General features: G+C 66.7%; 15 protein-coding genes. 10 read left to right on the top strand and 5 right to left on the bottom strand.

Translation table 11 applies throughout. The features are described 5' to 3' along the window. The first annotated feature begins 1 nt into the window (after window position 1). Window positions 2-532 (top strand): DUF2058 family protein, encoded by a 531-nt coding sequence (locus tag BBH56_RS01425; protein ID WP_148121693.1) that lies wholly within the window; start codon window positions 2-4, stop codon window positions 530-532. On the opposite strand, the gene BBH56_RS01420 is transcribed toward BBH56_RS01425, so the two are convergent. Together BBH56_RS01420 and BBH56_RS01415 are read right to left on the bottom strand one after the other, a co-directional pair. Beyond that, a complete protein-coding gene (locus tag BBH56_RS01420) occupies window positions 493-2,607 on the bottom strand; it encodes a S9 family peptidase (protein WP_148121692.1) in 2,115 nt (704 codons plus the stop codon). The genes BBH56_RS01425 and BBH56_RS01420 overlap by 40 nt on opposite strands. Continuing rightward, entirely contained in the window at window positions 2,607-3,500 is an 894-nt protein-coding gene (locus tag BBH56_RS01415; RefSeq protein ID WP_235011935.1) for a DMT family transporter, read from the bottom strand. The genes BBH56_RS01420 and BBH56_RS01415 overlap by 1 nt, the downstream gene beginning before the upstream one ends. Before the next feature lie 137 nt (window positions 3,501-3,637). On the opposite strand from BBH56_RS01415, the gene BBH56_RS01410 reads away from it, so the two are divergent. The 9 genes from BBH56_RS01410 to BBH56_RS01370 all read left to right on the top strand — a co-directional run bounded on the left by BBH56_RS01410 (window position 3,638) and on the right by BBH56_RS01370 (window position 11,372). Next, complete coding sequence (locus BBH56_RS01410; RefSeq protein WP_110882536.1) at window positions 3,638-4,129, top strand: FKBP-type peptidyl-prolyl cis-trans isomerase; 492 nt, start codon at window positions 3,638-3,640, stop codon at window positions 4,127-4,129. 14 nt (window positions 4,130-4,143) lie between these two features. After that, a complete protein-coding gene (locus tag BBH56_RS01405; protein WP_148121691.1) occupies window positions 4,144-4,929 on the top strand; it encodes an ABC transporter ATP-binding protein in 786 nt (261 codons plus the stop codon). Beyond that, window positions 4,926-5,630, top strand: coding sequence for an ABC transporter ATP-binding protein (locus BBH56_RS01400; protein WP_144347828.1), 705 nt, complete (start codon window positions 4,926-4,928; stop codon window positions 5,628-5,630). Before BBH56_RS01405 ends, BBH56_RS01400 begins: the two co-directional genes overlap by 4 nt. 6 nt (window positions 5,631-5,636) lie before the next feature. Beyond that, window positions 5,637-6,497 (top strand): branched-chain amino acid ABC transporter permease, encoded by an 861-nt coding sequence (locus BBH56_RS01395; protein WP_110882533.1) that lies wholly within the window; start codon window positions 5,637-5,639, stop codon window positions 6,495-6,497. Further along, a complete protein-coding gene (locus tag BBH56_RS01390) occupies window positions 6,497-7,429 on the top strand; it encodes a branched-chain amino acid ABC transporter permease (protein WP_110882532.1) in 933 nt (310 codons plus the stop codon). The genes BBH56_RS01395 and BBH56_RS01390 overlap by 1 nt, the downstream gene beginning before the upstream one ends. Before the next feature lie 161 nt (window positions 7,430-7,590). Then, window positions 7,591-8,595 (top strand): thiosulfate ABC transporter substrate-binding protein CysP, encoded by a 1,005-nt coding sequence (cysP, locus tag BBH56_RS01385; protein WP_148121690.1) that lies wholly within the window; start codon window positions 7,591-7,593, stop codon window positions 8,593-8,595. Beyond that, the gene (gene cysT / locus BBH56_RS01380) at window positions 8,555-9,409 is read left to right on the top strand and encodes a sulfate ABC transporter permease subunit CysT (RefSeq protein ID WP_148121689.1); all 855 of its coding nucleotides are present in this window, start codon (window positions 8,555-8,557) and stop codon (window positions 9,407-9,409) included. Before cysP ends, cysT begins: the two co-directional genes overlap by 41 nt. A gap of 3 nt (window positions 9,410-9,412) precedes the next feature. Further along, window positions 9,413-10,243 carry a sulfate ABC transporter permease subunit CysW gene (cysW, locus tag BBH56_RS01375; RefSeq protein ID WP_144347831.1) on the top strand — a complete coding sequence of 277 codons (831 nt, stop codon included), beginning with the start codon at window positions 9,413-9,415 and terminating at the stop codon, window positions 10,241-10,243. A gap of 10 nt (window positions 10,244-10,253) precedes the next feature. After that, window positions 10,254-11,372, top strand: a complete 1,119-nt coding sequence (locus tag BBH56_RS01370) for a sulfate/molybdate ABC transporter ATP-binding protein (protein ID WP_148121688.1) — start codon at window positions 10,254-10,256, stop codon at window positions 11,370-11,372. A gap of 8 nt (window positions 11,373-11,380) precedes the next feature. Here BBH56_RS01370 and BBH56_RS01365 read toward each other — a convergent pair whose 3' ends face one another. From BBH56_RS01365 to BBH56_RS01355, 3 genes are all read right to left on the bottom strand, one after another. Then, window positions 11,381-12,592 carry an ABC transporter substrate-binding protein gene (locus BBH56_RS01365; RefSeq protein ID WP_148121687.1) on the bottom strand — a complete coding sequence of 404 codons (1,212 nt, stop codon included), beginning with the start codon at window positions 12,590-12,592 and terminating at the stop codon, window positions 11,381-11,383. Between the two features lie 84 nt (window positions 12,593-12,676). After that, entirely contained in the window at window positions 12,677-14,581 is a 1,905-nt protein-coding gene (locus BBH56_RS01360) for an ABC-F family ATP-binding cassette domain-containing protein (RefSeq protein WP_144347834.1), read from the bottom strand. Next, complete coding sequence (locus BBH56_RS01355) at window positions 14,578-14,910, bottom strand: putative signal transducing protein (protein ID WP_148121686.1); 333 nt, start codon at window positions 14,908-14,910, stop codon at window positions 14,578-14,580. Before BBH56_RS01355 ends, BBH56_RS01360 begins: the two co-directional genes overlap by 4 nt. Between the last annotated feature and the right edge of the window lie 6 nt (window positions 14,911-14,916).

Here is a 14,916-nt window from a genome sequence, read left to right as displayed (position 1 = left end):
CATGAGTGACAGCCTGCGCGATCAGCTGCTCAAGTCGGGTCTGGTCGACGAACAGTCGGTCAAGAAGACCCGCAGCAGCAAACGCAAAAAGCGCCGTCGCGGCGAAACCGATGCCGAACAGGCCGCCGCCAGCGACGCCGCCGCCCAGCGCGAGGCCGACCGTCGTGCCCGCGACCGCACCCTCAATGCCCGCCGCCAGGAAGAGCGGCGCCAGCACGAGGCCGAACAGGCGGCGCGGCAGAAGGTCCTCGACACGCAGATCCGCCACGACGGCGATGAGCGTTTTCAGTTCAGCCACAACGGGCGCATCCGCCCGATCCACGTCAGTGCCGCCCAGCGCCGCGATCTGGCGGCCGGACGGCTCGCCATCGCCCGCACCCGGGGGCGCTACCGGCTGATCCCGGCGGACATCGTCGAGTTCGTCCATGCCCGGGCGCCGTTTCTGATCGCCTGGACCGCCGAGCACAGTGGTGGCGACGATGAGGACGATGCCTACGCCGACTTCCCGGTCCCCGACGATATGATCTGGTAGCTCCACAGCAGAAAGGCGTAGCGGTAGGCGACCTCCTCGAGGTACTGGAAACGCCCGCCCGGCCCGCCGTGGCCGGCGCTCATGTGGGTGTGCAGCAGCACCGTCCCGGCGGGCCGGCCTTCGCTGCGCAGCCGGGCCACCCACTTGGCCGGCTCCCAGTAAGTCACCCGCGGATCCGACACCCCGGCGGTCACCAGCAGATCCGGGTAGGCCCGCGGCGCGATGTTGTCGTAGGGCGAATAGGCGGCGATATCGGCATAGGCGCGGGCACTGTCGATCGGGTTACCCCACTCCGGCCACTCCGGCGGTGTCAGCGGCAGGTCGGGATCGAGCATGGTATTGAGCACGTCGACGAACGGCACGTCCGCCACCGCCGCCTGGAACAGCTCGGGGCGCTGATTGAGCACCGCCCCCACCAGCATGCCGCCGGCACTCCCGCCATGGGCCGCGATCCGCCCGGTGCCGGTGTAGCCCGCCTCGATCAGTGCCTCGGCGCAGGCGATGTAATCGCTGAAGGTATTGGCCTTCTCGGACAGCCGCCCCTGGCGGTACCAGCGATAACCGCGCTCCTTGCCCCCGCGGACGTGGGCAATGGCATAGACGAAGCCGCGATCCACCAGTGACAGCCGATTGGGACTGAAGCCGGGCAGATCACTGATGCCATAGGCGCCATAGCCGTAGAGCAGCAGCGGCGTGTCGGCGTCGGGCTGCAGGTCGCGGCGGTGGAACAGCGAGATCGGCACCCGCTCGCCATCCGGTGCCGTCGCCATCAGCCGGCGTGAGACGTAGGCCGCCGGATCATGCCCCGAGGGCACTGCCTGGGTCTTGCGCAGCACGCGCTCGCCGCTGCGCATGTTGTAGTCGAACACCTGGGCGGGTCGGGCAAAGCCGCTCACCCCAAAGCGCAGCCAGTCAGTACGGTACTCAAGCCCGCCCATCAGGCCCACTTCAACGCAGGGGTCGGGCTGATCGAGCACCTGCTCCGCGCCAGTCGCGAGGGCCCGGATCACCAGCCGCGACTCGGCATCCTCCAGCTCCTGGCGCACCAGCCAGTCGGCATAGACGCGCATGCCCTCGATCAGCCGCCCGGGGCGGTGCGTGACCAGCGGCGTCCAGTCACCGCGGCCGGTGCTGGTGATCGGCGCACGGGCGATCATGAAGTCCTCGGCGCCGTCGGCGTTGGTGTGAATCAGCCACTCATCGCCATGATCGCTCACCGAATACTCCACGCCGCGCTCGCGCGGGGCGATCAGCTGCGGCTCGGCGGCCGGGCGGTCGGCCGGCAGCCAGCGCACCTCCGAGGTGGTGTGATCGTGACTGTCGATGATCAGGAAGCGGCCGCTTTCAGTGCGCTCTACGCCCAGGAAAAAGCCGGCATCGGTCTCGGTGTAGACCGCCTCGTCGGCATCCGCCGGAGTGCCCAGCACATGCCGATAAACCCAGCGCGGGCGATGCTCGTCGTCGATGACGGTGTAGAGAAACGTCTGCCCGTCACTGGCCCAGGCGATGTCGCCACGCGCCGGCTGGATGACCTCGGCCAGATCCTCGCCGGTCGCCAGATCCCGCACCCGCAGGCTGAACGATTCGGCGCCGGCGCGATCCTCGGCCCAGGCCAGGTAACGGTGATCGGGACTGTGCGCGGCGCCGCCCAACTGAAAGTAGTCGCTGCCCTCGGCCTCCGCGTCGCCGTCGAGCAGGATCTGCTCATCGCCGCCCTCCCGCGGGCGGCGGCACAGCAGCACATGCTGACCGCCCTCGCGGTAGCGCGAGTAGTAGGCCCATCGGCCATCAGGGGCCGGTACACTGGAATCATCCTCGCGGATGCGCCCGCGCAGCTCGGCGACCAGCTCGGTACGGATCGCCTCAAGCGGCGCCATCACCGAATCGGCATAGGCGTTTTCCGCGCTCAGGTAATCCCGGATCGCGGGGTCCAGGCGCTCGGGCTCGACCATCGCCTCGCGCCAGTTCGGATCGCGCAGCCAGGCATAGGGATCCTCGCGGGTGATGCCGTGGCGGGTGTCGGTTACCGGCTGGCGCGCAGCCACCGGCGCAGGGGTGCCAGGCGTCGTCGCCATCAGGTTTTCTCCTCTTTGAGGGCAAGCATGGCGTGCACCGCCACGGTCAACAGAATCACGGAGCCGCCCACGGCGGTCAGCGACGGCACCGCCTCACCGAGCACCCACCACACCCAGATCGGCGCCAGCACGGTCTCGACCAGCAGCGCCAGGCTGACCTCGGGCGAGGGCAGGTAACGGGTGGCCACGGCCAGCATCACGGTGGCAAGCGGCATCTGCACCACCCCCATCAGCGCGATCACCGCATAGCTCTCGGCACTCAGGGCCAGCGGGTTGGCGAAGGCGACGGCGGTGAGCGCGGCGAGTACGCCCGACAGGCAGATGAGCGGCAGCCGCGGCACCGCCGGAAACCGGCGCAGGATGGTCAGATGCGCCCCCACCGTCACCGCCAGGGTCATGGCAAAGAAGTCCCCCAGACCGGTGCCGCCGCGCATGCCGCCGCCAAACACCACGATCACCCCGGCCATGGCCGCTGCGATGGCCACCCAGGTGCGCAATGGCACCCGCTCGCGCAGGAACAGCGCCGAGAACAGGGCGGCGAAAAACGGCGACGCCGCCAGGATGACCACCGTATTGGCCGCCGCCGTATAGGTCACCGACAGCACGAACAGCGTGGTGTTGCCTGAGAGCATGACCACGCTCAGGCCGATCAGCCAGCGGTCGCGCCGCCGTGGCGGCAGGTGCAGGCGCTGGCCACTGACCAGCATCCAGGCGGCCAGGGTCAGGGCGATGAGCGTGCCGCGCCAGAACACCACATCCCAGTGCGGCGCATCGGCCAAGCGCACCAGCAGGGCATCAAAACTGATCAGCAGCACGGCACCGCCGGCCAGCATCAGGCCGCGGGCATGATCACTCGCCTGCGCAAGCGTTGCGCCGGGTGTGGGGACAGCCAAGGACTTACCTCCCGGGAGTTGTCGGACAGGGCGGAAAGGCTAGCGCCCCCATGCCGTAATGGCCAGCCGCCGAGGTTTGTCCGGTGATTGGCGGGCGTTTACACTAGCGCTTTAATTCAATAGATCCAGAGGATTCCATGCAGATCGAAAAGAACGCGGTGGTTGCCATCGACTATACCCTGCGCGACACCGAGGGCGAGGTGCTCGACGCCTCCCCCGAAGGCCAGCCACTGCAGTACCTGCATGGCGCCGGCAACATCATCCCCGGGCTCGAGAACGCCCTTGAGGGCAAGACCGCTGGCGAGGATGTCGACGTGAGCATTCCGCCGGAAGAGGCCTATGGCGAGCGTGATGACCGCCTCCAGCAGGACGTGCCCAAGAGCATGTTCGAGGGCGTCGACAACGTCGAGGCCGGGATGCGCTTTCAGGCCCAGACCCAGTCCGGCACCCAGGTGGTGACCGTGGCCGCGGTCAGCGGCGACAACGTCACGGTGGATGCCAACCATCCCCTCGCCGGCCAGACGCTCAACTTCAAGGTCAAGGTCTCGGATGTCCGCGAAGCCTCGGCCGAAGAGCTCGAGCATGGCCACGTCCACGACGGCGACCACGACGGCGAAGCGGCGGAATAACCCAGGGCCACCCCATGATCGAAATCGAGCGGATCTCCCGGGCATTCGGTGGCCTGCAGGCAGTGCGGTCGGTTTCGTTCACGGTCGCCGAGGGCAGTGTCACGGGGCTGATCGGCCCCAATGGCGCCGGCAAATCGACGCTTTTCAGCATCATTGCCGGCGCCCTGGCACCGGACAGTGGTGTCGTGCGCCTGCGCGGCGAGGACATCACCGGCCTGCCCACCCATCAGCTCTTCCATCAGGGGCTGGTGCGCACCTTCCAGATCCCCCATGAGTTCTCGCGCATGACCGTGCGCGAGAATCTGATGGTGGTGCCGGCCCGCCAGCAGGGCGAAAACCTCATCCACAGCTGGCTGCGCTGGCCGCGGGTCATCGAGCAGGACCGCGCCATCCTGCGCCAGGCCGACGAGGTGCTCGACTTTCTTGAGATCGGTCACCTGCGTAACGAGCTGGCCGGCAATCTCTCGGGGGGACAGAAAAAACTCCTCGATCTGGGCCGCACCATGATGACCGACGCCAAGGCGGTGCTACTCGACGAGCCGGGTGCCGGGGTCAACCGGACGCTGCTCGGCAAGCTGGCCGACGCCATCGAGCGGCTCAACCGCGAGCGCGGCTATACCTTCTGCGTGATTGAGCATGACATGGACCTGATCGCACGGCTCTGCGACCCGGTGATGGTGATGGCCAACGGCGAGCTGATCGCCGAGGGCGACATGGCGACGCTGCGCCGTAATCCCCAGGTCCGCGAGGCGTATCTCGGCACCGGCGTCAGCGGCAACGCCGGCGGGGTCGCGTCATGAGCCTGCTGAGTGCCGAGGCGCTATACGCCGGCTACGGCGGTGTCGACATCCTGCGCGACCTGCACCTGCGGGTGGAGGCCGACGAAATCGTGGTCATCATCGGACCCAACGGTGCCGGTAAGTCCACCGCCATGAAGGCGATGTTCGGGCTGGTGCCCATCCGCAGCGGTCAGGTGCGCTATCGCGGCGAGGCCATCACCAACCGCCCCGCCGAGCGCATGGTCAGCCGCGGCATCGCCTACGTCCCCCAGGAGGCCAACGTGTTCCCGTCCCTGAGCGTGGTGGAAAACCTCGAGCTGGGCGCCTATGTGCTGCGCGGCCCCAACGGCCCGCGCATGGAGCGGGTCTTCGAGATCTTCCCCCGGCTCAAGGAGCGCCGCCACCAGCAGGCGGGGGTCATGTCCGGTGGCGAGCGCCAGATGGTGGCCATGGGCCGGGCGCTGATGGTCGAGCCGACGCTGCTGATGCTCGATGAACCCACCGCCGGGCTGTCGCCGCGGCTGATCGACGAAACGTTCGAGCGCATCCGGGGCATCAACCAGCTGGGCATCGGCGTGCTCATGGTCGAGCAGAACGCCCGTCAGGCCCTGGCGGCCGCCGATCGCGGCTATGTGCTGGCCACCGGCGAGAACCGCTACGAGGACACCGGGCCCGCCCTGCTCGCCAACACCGAAGTCGCCGAAATGTTTCTGGGTGGATAGGCGCACATGATCGAGATCATCCAGCTGCTCATCAACGGCATCCTGCTCGGCAGCATTCTGGCACTGGGCGCGGTGGGGGCCACCATGATCTTCGGCGTGCTGCGCTTCGCGCATTTCGCCCACGGCGATTTCATGGCGATTGGCGCGTACTTCGCACTCACCGTGGTGACGGTGTTCAACCTGCCGGTGCTGGCGGCACTGCCCGTGGCGATGCTGCTGACCGGTGGGCTGGCGATCCTCATCGACCAGGTGGTCTATCGCCGCATCCGCCGGGTGCAGCCGGTGATCCTGCTGATCGCCTCGTTCGCCACCGCGCTGGTCCTGCGGTCCTTCATCCAGATGGTCTGGGGCGGCAGTAACCAGGTCTACGAGGCGGGCATCCAGCTGCCGCTGCGATTCGGTCCGCTCACCGTCAAGCCCGATCACCTGCTGATCTTCGCCGCGGCGGCGGGACTGGTGCTGATCGTACACCTGTTCCTCAGCCGCACCCGTATGGGTAAGGCCATGCGGGCGATGAGCGACAACATGGACCTGGCCCTGGTGACCGGTATCCCCGCCAACCGGGTGATCATGTGGACCTGGGGCATCGGCGGCGCGCTAGCCGCCGCGGCGGGCGTGTTCCTGGGCATGGACACGCGCCTGCATCCGGTCATGGGCTGGACACTGCTGCTGCCGATCTTTGCCGCCACCATCCTTGGCGGGATCGGCCGACCGTACGGGGCGATTCTGGGCGGCCTGGTGATCGGTTGTGCGATGGAGCTCTCGACACTGGTCATTCCCGGGGCCTATAAGCCGGCGGTGGCGTTCGCCATCATGGTGGCCACGCTGGTCTTCCGGCCCCAGGGCATTATTAAGGGGAATGCCTGATGGACATTGCGGGACTGAGCGCCTACGCGGTGTTTTTTCTGAGCCTGGTCGGCATCTACGCGATCATGGCGCTGGGCCTGAACATGCAGTGGGGCATGACCGGGCAGTTCAACATCGGCATCGCCGGCTTCTTTGCCGTGGGCGCCTATACCACGGCCATCCTGACCACCGCCCCGGCCGAGGGCCGCGTCGGTGGCTTTGATCTGCCGTTTGGGGTGGGACTGGTCGGGTCGGTGATCGCCTGTATCCCGGTGGCGTGGCTGGTGGCCCGCATCACCGCACGGCTGCGTACGGATTATCTGGCCATCGCCACCATCGGCATCGCCGAGATCATCCGCCTGTTCTTCGTCAACGAGGGTTGGCTGAGCAACGGCACACGCGGTATCCCTGGCATCGAGAAACCCTTCGGTCTGGGCAACAACGGATACCTGTTGATCATCGCCGCGTTCGTCGCGGTCACCTGGCTGCTGGTGGAAATCGCCCGGCGCTCGCCCTGGGGCCGGGTCCTGCGGGCCATCCGCGATAATGAACCGGCCACGGCCGCCGCGGGCAAGGACATCGCGCGATTCCGGCGGCAGGCATTCGTCACCGGTTCCTGCCTGATGGCGCTCGGCGGCGGGCTGTATGCCCACTTCGTCGGCTTCGTCAGCCCCGAGGCCTTCCGGCCGCTCTACGGCACCTTCCTCGTCTGGGTGATGCTCATCGCCGGCGGCAGTGGCAACAACCTGGGCGCCATGCTGGGGGCGCTGGTGGTGTGGCTGATCTGGTCGTCCACCGAGATGATCGCCGGGCTGGTGCCCACTGCGCTGATCGGCAGCGAAAGCGCCTTCCGCGTGTTCCTGATCGGCATCCTGCTGCAGATCATCTTGGTCAGCCGGCCGCAGGGTCTGCTGCCGGAGAAGCGCCCGCCGATGCCCGGCGAGAAACGCTGACGGCCATCACCCTATAACTCAGGGTTGTAAGCTGAGTCCGAATCCGTCTGCTCGATCCATTGTGGCTGAGCGACTGTCCGACTATCTTCCGGTTCTAACGAGACACTTTTCATAGTTCAAAAGTGCATATTGAACCGTCGACAATCGGAGCATTCATCGCCATGACCCAGACGACCAGATCCCTGATCACCGCGCTCGCGCTGGCCATTGCCGTTACGGCACCGGCCTCGGCGCAGACCCGCGAGCTGCTGAACTCCTCCTACGACATCGCCCGGGAGCTGTTCGCCGACTACAACACCCTGTTCAAGGCCCACTGGAAGGAGCAGACCGGCGAGACCGTCACCATCCGCCAGTCCCATGCCGGCTCGTCCAAGCAGGCCCGTGCGATCCTGCAGGGGCTCAAGGCGGATGTTGTGACCTACAACCAGGTCACCGACGTCAACATCCTCGCCGAGCGCGGCCGTCTGATCCCGACGGACTGGGCTGACCGGCTACCCAACAACAGCTCGCCTTACTACTCGACCATGGCCTTTCTGGTCCGCGAGGGTAACCCGAAGGATATCGACAACTGGGATGATCTGGTGCGCGAGGATGTTGACCTGATCATGCCCAACCCCAAGACCTCCGGGAACGCGCGCTACACCTTCCTCGCCGCCATGGGCTACGCCCAACAGCGCTTCGGCGACGATCCCGAGCGCATCGATGCCTTCCTGAGCGATCTGCTCGAGCGGGTGCAGGTATTCGACTCGGGCGGGCGTGGCTCAACCACCACGTTTGTCGAGCGTGGCCTGGGTGATGTGCTGCTTACCTTCGAGTCCGAGGTCAACAACATCGCCACTCTGCATCCCGACCAGCGCTTCGAGGTCGTAGTGCCCGAGGTCAGTTTCCGTGCCGAATTCCCCGTCACGATGATCGATGCGAACGTTGAAGCCAACGGCACTGAGGATCTGGCGCGGGCCTATCTCGAGCACCTCTACTCCACCGAGGCGCAGCGTCTGCTGGCCGGCTTCAATTACCGGGTCCACGACGATACCGTCCAGGCGGAAAACGCAGACCGGTTCCCTAACGTCGAACTGCTGAGCGTCGAGGAAATTGCGGGCAGCTGGGACAACGCGATGGAGATCTTTGCAAGCGGAGGCAGACTCGATCAGCTCCAGCGTCGCTAAGCGCGTCCTGCCGGGGTTTGGTCTGAGCCTCGGCGTCTCGCTGTTTTTTCTCGGCCTTGTCGTCCTCCTGCCCATCACCGGTCTGTTCATCCGAGCAGCCGGGATGGGCTGGGAGGCGTTCTGGTTCGTGATCAGCGACCCGCGGGTGGTGGCCGCCTTCCGGGTCACCGTCCTGACCGCGCTGGCAGCATCACTATTCAACTGCGTGTTCGGGGTCCTGATGGCCTGGGTACTGGTACGCTATTCATTTCCGGGGCGACGTCTGCTGGATGCCCTCATGGATCTGCCCTTCGCCCTGCCCACGGCGGTGGCCGGCATCACTCTGGCAGCGCTGTTCGCCGAGAACGGCTGGTACGGTCAGGCCCTGGCTCGGGTGGGCATCGAAGTGGCCTACACCCCGCTTGGCATCATAGTGGCCATGGCATTCACCAGTGTGCCGTTCGTCGTGCGGACTGTGCAGCCGGTACTCGAAGATCTGCCCGGTGAGGACGAGGAAGCGGCCATGAGCCTGGGCGCCTCGGACCTGACGGTGTTTCGGCGCATCCTGCTGCCCAGTCTGTGGCCGGCGATCGTCACCGGCGGTGGGCTGTCTTTCGCGCGTAGCCTGGGCGAGTACGGAGCGGTGATCTTCATCGCTGGCAACTCGCCGTATATCAGCGAGGTGATCAGCCTGATGATTCTTGTGAGACTCGAGGAATACGACTTCCCGGCAGCCAGTGCCATTGCGGCGGTGGTCCTGACCGCTTCGCTGGTACTGCTGCTGGTGATCAACATCTGGCAGGAGCGCAGTGTGAAGCGCCTGCGCGGGGGCTAGCCGATGCCGGCACGCATCGCTCGTCGGGTGGGAGACGGCGCCGCCGTGCGGCGAATACTGATCGGGCTCGCCACGCTGATCAGTGGGCTTTTCCTGTTCATGCCGCTGGTGGTGATTGTGACCGAGGCCTTCGCCAAGGGCTTGAGCGGGTACACCGGCACGCTGCTCGATCCCTACACCCTGGACGCCATCGGTCTGACACTGTTCGTCGCGCTGCTGACCGTGCCGCTCAATATGGTCTTCGGGGTGTTTCTGGCCTGGCTGGTCACCCGCTTCCGGTTTCCCGGGCGTCGGTTGCTGACCGCGTTGATCGACATCCCCTTTGCAGTCTCGCCCATCGTCGCCGGCCTGTTGTATCTGCTGCTCTACGGGCGCAACGGCGGGATCGGCGCATGGCTTGGCAGTCAGGACATCCAGCTGATGTTTGCCTGGCCCGGCATCGTGATGGTCACGATTTTCGTGACCTGCCCGTTCGTCGCCCGCGAGCTGATCCCGGTCATGCAGCAGCAGGGCAGCGACGAGGAAGAAGCCGGCGTCGTGCTGGGTGCCTCGGGCTGGCAACTGTTTTGGCGGGTGACCCTGCCCAATATCCGCTGGGCGCTGCTCTATGGGGTGATCCTGACCAACGCCCGGGCGGTGGGTGAGTTCGGTGCCGTCTCGGTGGTCTCGGGCAGCATCCGGGGGCAGACCAATACCCTGCCGTTGCAGGTGGAACTGCTCTATCAGGATGCCAACGTCGCCGGCGCCTTTGCCGCCGCCTCGTTGCTGGCCGCGATTGCGCTGGTCACGCTGGTCGCCAAATCCATCGTCGAGTGGCGGCAGGACCGTCCATGAGGATCATTGGATGAGTATCGAGATTGATGCGATAGAAAAGTCCTTCCGCGGCGTGAACGCCCTGGGCCGGATCGATCTGGAACTCCCGGCGGGACAGCTCACCGCCCTGCTTGGCCCGTCCGGGTCAGGCAAGACCACGCTGCTGCGCATCCTCGCCGGGCTCGAAGCCCCCGATCGGGGCCGCGTCCGGCTGGCTGGTCGCGATGTCACTGATGTGCCGGTGCGGGACCGGCGGGTGGGCTTCGTCTTTCAGCATTATGCGCTGTTCCGGCACATGAGTGTGGCCGAGAATGTCGCGTTTGGGCTCAGCGTACGGCCCCGCCGGACGCGCCCTGATTCGACACGCATTCGGCAGCGGGTGAATGAGTTGCTCGACATGGTGCAGCTCGGCCACCTCGCGGATCGCCATCCCGCCCAGCTATCAGGCGGCCAGAAACAGCGTATTGCTCTGGCCCGGGCGCTGGCGGTGGAACCTGACATTCTATTGCTCGATGAGCCGTTCGGTGCCCTTGATGCGCGGGTGCGTAAAGAGCTTCGCCGGTGGCTGCGGAATCTGCACGATCAATTGCATTTCACCAGCGTGTTCGTTACCCACGACCAGGAAGAGGCGCTGGAGCTGTCCGATCAGGTGGTGGTCATGAACCAGGGCCGTGTCGAGCAGATCGATGCCCCGCAGCGCCTGTACCAGCATCCGGCGAGTCGTTTCGTGTTCGACTTCCTGGGTCGCGTCAACGTGCTGTCAGGGTCGGTGCATGACAATGCCCTGACCCAGGGTGTGGCGTTCGTCCGACTGCCCGCTGCGTATGCCGGGGAGTCAGCGCAGCTCTACGTGCGCCCGCATGCCCTGCGACTGGTCGATCAGCCCACCGCCGATGCCTATCTGCCCCTGCGGGTCGAGGCGGTCAATCTGATCGGTGCGGAGGTACGTATCGAACTCCGCCCCGATGGCTGGGAAAGTGAGGATCTCTGGGAAGTGGGCATCTCGCACTCGGCATTCGATGCCCGCAGACCGCAGCGCGGTGAACGGTATTTTGCGATTCCCGAGCACGGCCACCTGTTCAGCGATTACGTCCAGGCGCCCCAGCCAATCGTCTGGCCCCGCACCGACCCGGCGGCCGGTGCGGGTTGAGGGCTCTTTTACATCGAGGGCTCGAACACCCGGACGGTCACATACTCGCCGTCCTCGATCTCCCAATGGGCGAAGGTGCCCGCCACATCGCCATTGTCGTCGTAGTTGACGCTGCCGGAAGCCCCCTCGTAGTTGACCGCCTGGCCATTGCCGAGCAGCTCGGCGGCCTCGGCGAAGTCACCCGGGCCCACCGGCTCGCCGTCCGGATCGTTCACCGCCCGCAGATGATCGCGGATGGCCACCGGATCGGTGCTGTCGGCCGCCACCGCGGCCAGGGCGATGGTGTAGACGGCATCATAAGCGGTGTCGATGTAGGGCACCGGCGGCAGCTCGCCAAAGCTGGCCTCGTAGGCCTCGGTGAAGTGCTGCGCGGCGTCCGTGTCATCGCGGGCCTGTGGCACGGTCCCGGCACTGCCGTTCAGGTACTGCGCGCCCAGGTTCTCCACGATCTGCGGCGACTTCATGCCATCGGTGAACAGGAAGTCGCGGAAATGACCGCCCTCGAGCGCCTGGCGCAGGATGGTCTGACCGTTTTCGGGATAGCCGATCAGCAGCAGCGGTGACTCGCCATCCGAGACCTGACTCAGCTCGCCGCGATAAGAAGCGAGGCCCGGTTCATAGGCGGAAGTGCCCACGACCTCTCCGCCGGCGGCCTCGAACGAGTCGGTGAAGGCATCGGCCAGGCCTTCGCCATAGTCATTGTTGATGTACATGATGGCGACGCTGTCCATGCCCTCATCGCCGGCCACTTCGGCCAGCGCCGTGCCCTGGAAGGCGTCCGAGGGCGTGGTGCGGAACAGGAAGTCGTTGTCATCGAGATCGGTCATCACCGGCGAGGTCGAGGCCCCGGAGATCTGCGGCACGCCTTCCACCGCCGAGACACTGCTGGCCACCGGAATGGTGACACCGCTCGACAGGGCACCGACGATCGCCGAAACCCCCTGCACCGAGACCAGCCGCTGGGCGGCATCGACGCCCGACTGCGGTTCGGTCTGGGTGTCGGCGATCTCGATGGTCATGGGCTCGCCCAGCACACCGCCCGCGGCGTTGATCTCTTCGGCGGCCAGGTTGATGCCGTTGCGCGAACTCTCGCCATAGGCCTGGAGATCGCCGGTCAGCGGCAACAGCGCCCCGACCTTGAGTTCGGCCTGGGCGCCGCCGGCGGCGACGGCCAGGGACAGGGCGCCCAGCGCCCCTGCTAGCTTGCCATTGATGCTCATGTCACAGACTCCGCTGAATGGTTGCAGAATGGTTACGACGTCGAGAATACGCAGGCCCGGCCGTCGAGGCAAAGTGGCACCCGATCAGGCCGTCTGATCGGCATCCGCGCCGTCCCGCGCGGCCTCCAGGGCTTCCTCGGCGGCCATCCACTCGGCCTCGGCCCGCGTCTTCTCGGCCTGTTCGCGACGCTGCTCGTCCAGCAGGGACTGGAGTCTCGCCTCGGCTCCCTCGGCGTAGAGCGCCGGGTCGGCGAGTTGGGCGTCAATGGCTTCCAGCCGTGCATCCACCGCCTCGAAGGCGGTCTCGGCGGCGCGCACGCGCTTTTCCAGCGGCCGCAGACGGGCCTCGTCGCGGGCCGGCTTTGCCGGGGCGGCGGCTGGCGCAGCGGTCGGAGCGCGGGCGGCACGGCGGCTGTCCCGCTCCTGCTGCGCCAGCCAGCGCCGATAATCGTTGAGATCGCCCTTGAAGTCGCGCACCGTGCCGTCCGCCACCAGCCAGTAGTCCGCCACGGTGCTCTCGAGCAGGCTGCGATCATGGGAGACCACCACCACCGCCCCTTCGAAGGCCTGCAGCGCCACATTGAGGGCATGGCGCATTTCCAGATCCAGATGGTTGGTGGGCTCGTCGAGCAGCAACAGATTGGGCGCCTGCCAGACCAGCATGGCCAGCACCAGCCGGGCCTTTTCGCCGCCCGAGAAAGGCGCCACCGGGTCAAGCGCCTGATCGCCGCGGAAGTCGAAACCGCCCAGAAAACTCCGCAGCTTCTGCGGATCGGCATTGGGTGAGAGTCGCTGGAGATGGACCACCGGGCTTGCCTCGGCATCCAGCTGCTCGAGCTGATGCTGGGCGAAATACCCCACCGCCAGATTGCGGGCCCGCTGAATGCGGCCGCCCAGCGGTTCCAGATCACCCGCCAGCGCGCGGATCAGGGTCGACTTGCCGGCGCCATTGCGGCCCAGCAGGCCGATGCGATCACCCGGCGCCAGGGTCTGGCGCAGGCCACTGAGAATCGGCGCGCCAGCGTATCCGAGGCTCAGATCCTCGAACCCGATCAGCGGATTACCGGCATCCGGAGCGGGCGGAAACTGAAAGTGGAAGGGTGAGTCGACATGCGCCGGGGCCACGGTTTCCATGCGCTCCAGCGCCTTGATGCGGCTCTGCGCGGCGCGTGCCTTGGTGGCCTTGGCCCGAAACCGGTCGATGAACTGCTCCATGTGCGCGATCTCGCGCTGCTGGCGCTCGTAGAGGGCCTGCTGCTGGGCGAGGCGCTCGGCGCGCTGACGCTCGAAGGCGCTGTAGCCCCCGGTGTACTGGTGCAGGCGGCGATGCTCGATCTGGACGATCCCCTCCGCCACGGCGTCCAGAAAGTCCCGGTCATGGGCGATCAGGATCAGTGTGCCGGTATAGCTCTGCAGCCACTGCTCGAGCCAGATCACGGTCTCGAGGTCGAGGTGGTTGGTGGGCTCGTCGAGCAGCAGCAGATCCGACGGCGCCATCAACGCCCGGGCCAGGTTGAGGCGCACCCGCCAGCCGCCGGAGAACTCGCTCACCGGCCGCTCCTGGACCGCCGGATCAAACCCCAGGCCGTGCAGCAGCATGCCCGCCCGGGCGCGGGCGTCATAACCCTCGGCGGCGCCGAAGTCGGCATGGGCATAGGCGATGCGCTCGCCATCGCCACTGGCCTCGGCGGCCTCGACCTCGGCCTCGGCGGCGCGCAGGGCCGAGTCACCATCCAGCACGTACTCGATGGCGGGCCGCGGCACGCCCGGGGTCTCCTGCGCCATCCAGGCCATCCGCCAGTCATTGGGGATGGACACCTCGCCGGCGTCCACTGACAGTTCGCCACGCAGCAGCGCGAACAGGGTCGACTTGCCGGTGCCGTTGGCCCCGACCAGCCCCAGTTTGCGGCCGGCGTGCACGGTCAGGCGGGCGTCCTCGAGCAAGGGGTCGGGCCCGAGTCGAAGGGTGATGTCGCGCAGCTGAATCATTCCGGGCGCCCTCCGCAGCGCCAGCATTCGGCGAACTGCCCCTCGATGACTTCGCCGCAGTCGGGGCATTGCCAGTCTTCACCCACGGGCGCGTCCGGCGGTCCGATCACTTCATCGATCAGACGCCGGGCGACGGCCTCGTCCTCGGCGGGCACCCAGACCTCCGGCCATGCCTCCAGCGGCGGCACCTCGCCCGCCGCCCCGGTCAGAAACCGGTTGCGCACAAAGCAGTGAATACCGCGCTCGCTGAGGATTGTTTCGATGTGGCCGGCGATCAGCGGGTCGGCGACGACGTAGACGCGCTTGAGATTGCCCGCTTCCTTTTCCATTGCGAG

It is taken from the genome of Spiribacter roseus (assembly GCF_002813635.1).
Lineage (GTDB): Bacteria > Pseudomonadota > Gammaproteobacteria > Nitrococcales > Nitrococcaceae > Spiribacter > Spiribacter roseus.
This window is presented reverse-complemented; position numbering and strand designations above follow the sequence as displayed.

Coding starts and splice junctions, on each gene's coding strand:
- cysW (WP_144347831.1), top strand. CDS start 9,413: ATGCCGGCACGCATCGCTCGTCGGGTGGGAGACGGCGCCGCCGTGCGG.
- BBH56_RS01405 (WP_148121691.1), top strand. CDS start 4,144: ATGATCGAAATCGAGCGGATCTCCCGGGCATTCGGTGGCCTGCAGGCA.
- cysP (WP_148121690.1), top strand. CDS start 7,591: ATGACCCAGACGACCAGATCCCTGATCACCGCGCTCGCGCTGGCCATT.
- BBH56_RS01390 (WP_110882532.1), top strand. CDS start 6,497: ATGGACATTGCGGGACTGAGCGCCTACGCGGTGTTTTTTCTGAGCCTG.
- BBH56_RS01355 (WP_148121686.1), bottom strand. CDS start 14,910: ATGGAAAAGGAAGCGGGCAATCTCAAGCGCGTCTACGTCGTCGCCGAC.
- BBH56_RS01395 (WP_110882533.1), top strand. CDS start 5,637: ATGATCGAGATCATCCAGCTGCTCATCAACGGCATCCTGCTCGGCAGC.
- BBH56_RS01410 (WP_110882536.1), top strand. CDS start 3,638: ATGCAGATCGAAAAGAACGCGGTGGTTGCCATCGACTATACCCTGCGC.
- BBH56_RS01400 (WP_144347828.1), top strand. CDS start 4,926: ATGAGCCTGCTGAGTGCCGAGGCGCTATACGCCGGCTACGGCGGTGTC.
- BBH56_RS01365 (WP_148121687.1), bottom strand. CDS start 12,592: ATGAGCATCAATGGCAAGCTAGCAGGGGCGCTGGGCGCCCTGTCCCTG.
- BBH56_RS01370 (WP_148121688.1), top strand. CDS start 10,254: ATGAGTATCGAGATTGATGCGATAGAAAAGTCCTTCCGCGGCGTGAAC.
- BBH56_RS01425 (WP_148121693.1), top strand. CDS start 2: ATGAGTGACAGCCTGCGCGATCAGCTGCTCAAGTCGGGTCTGGTCGAC.
- BBH56_RS01360 (WP_144347834.1), bottom strand. CDS start 14,581: ATGATTCAGCTGCGCGACATCACCCTTCGACTCGGGCCCGACCCCTTG.
- BBH56_RS01420 (WP_148121692.1), bottom strand. CDS start 2,607: ATGGCGACGACGCCTGGCACCCCTGCGCCGGTGGCTGCGCGCCAGCCG.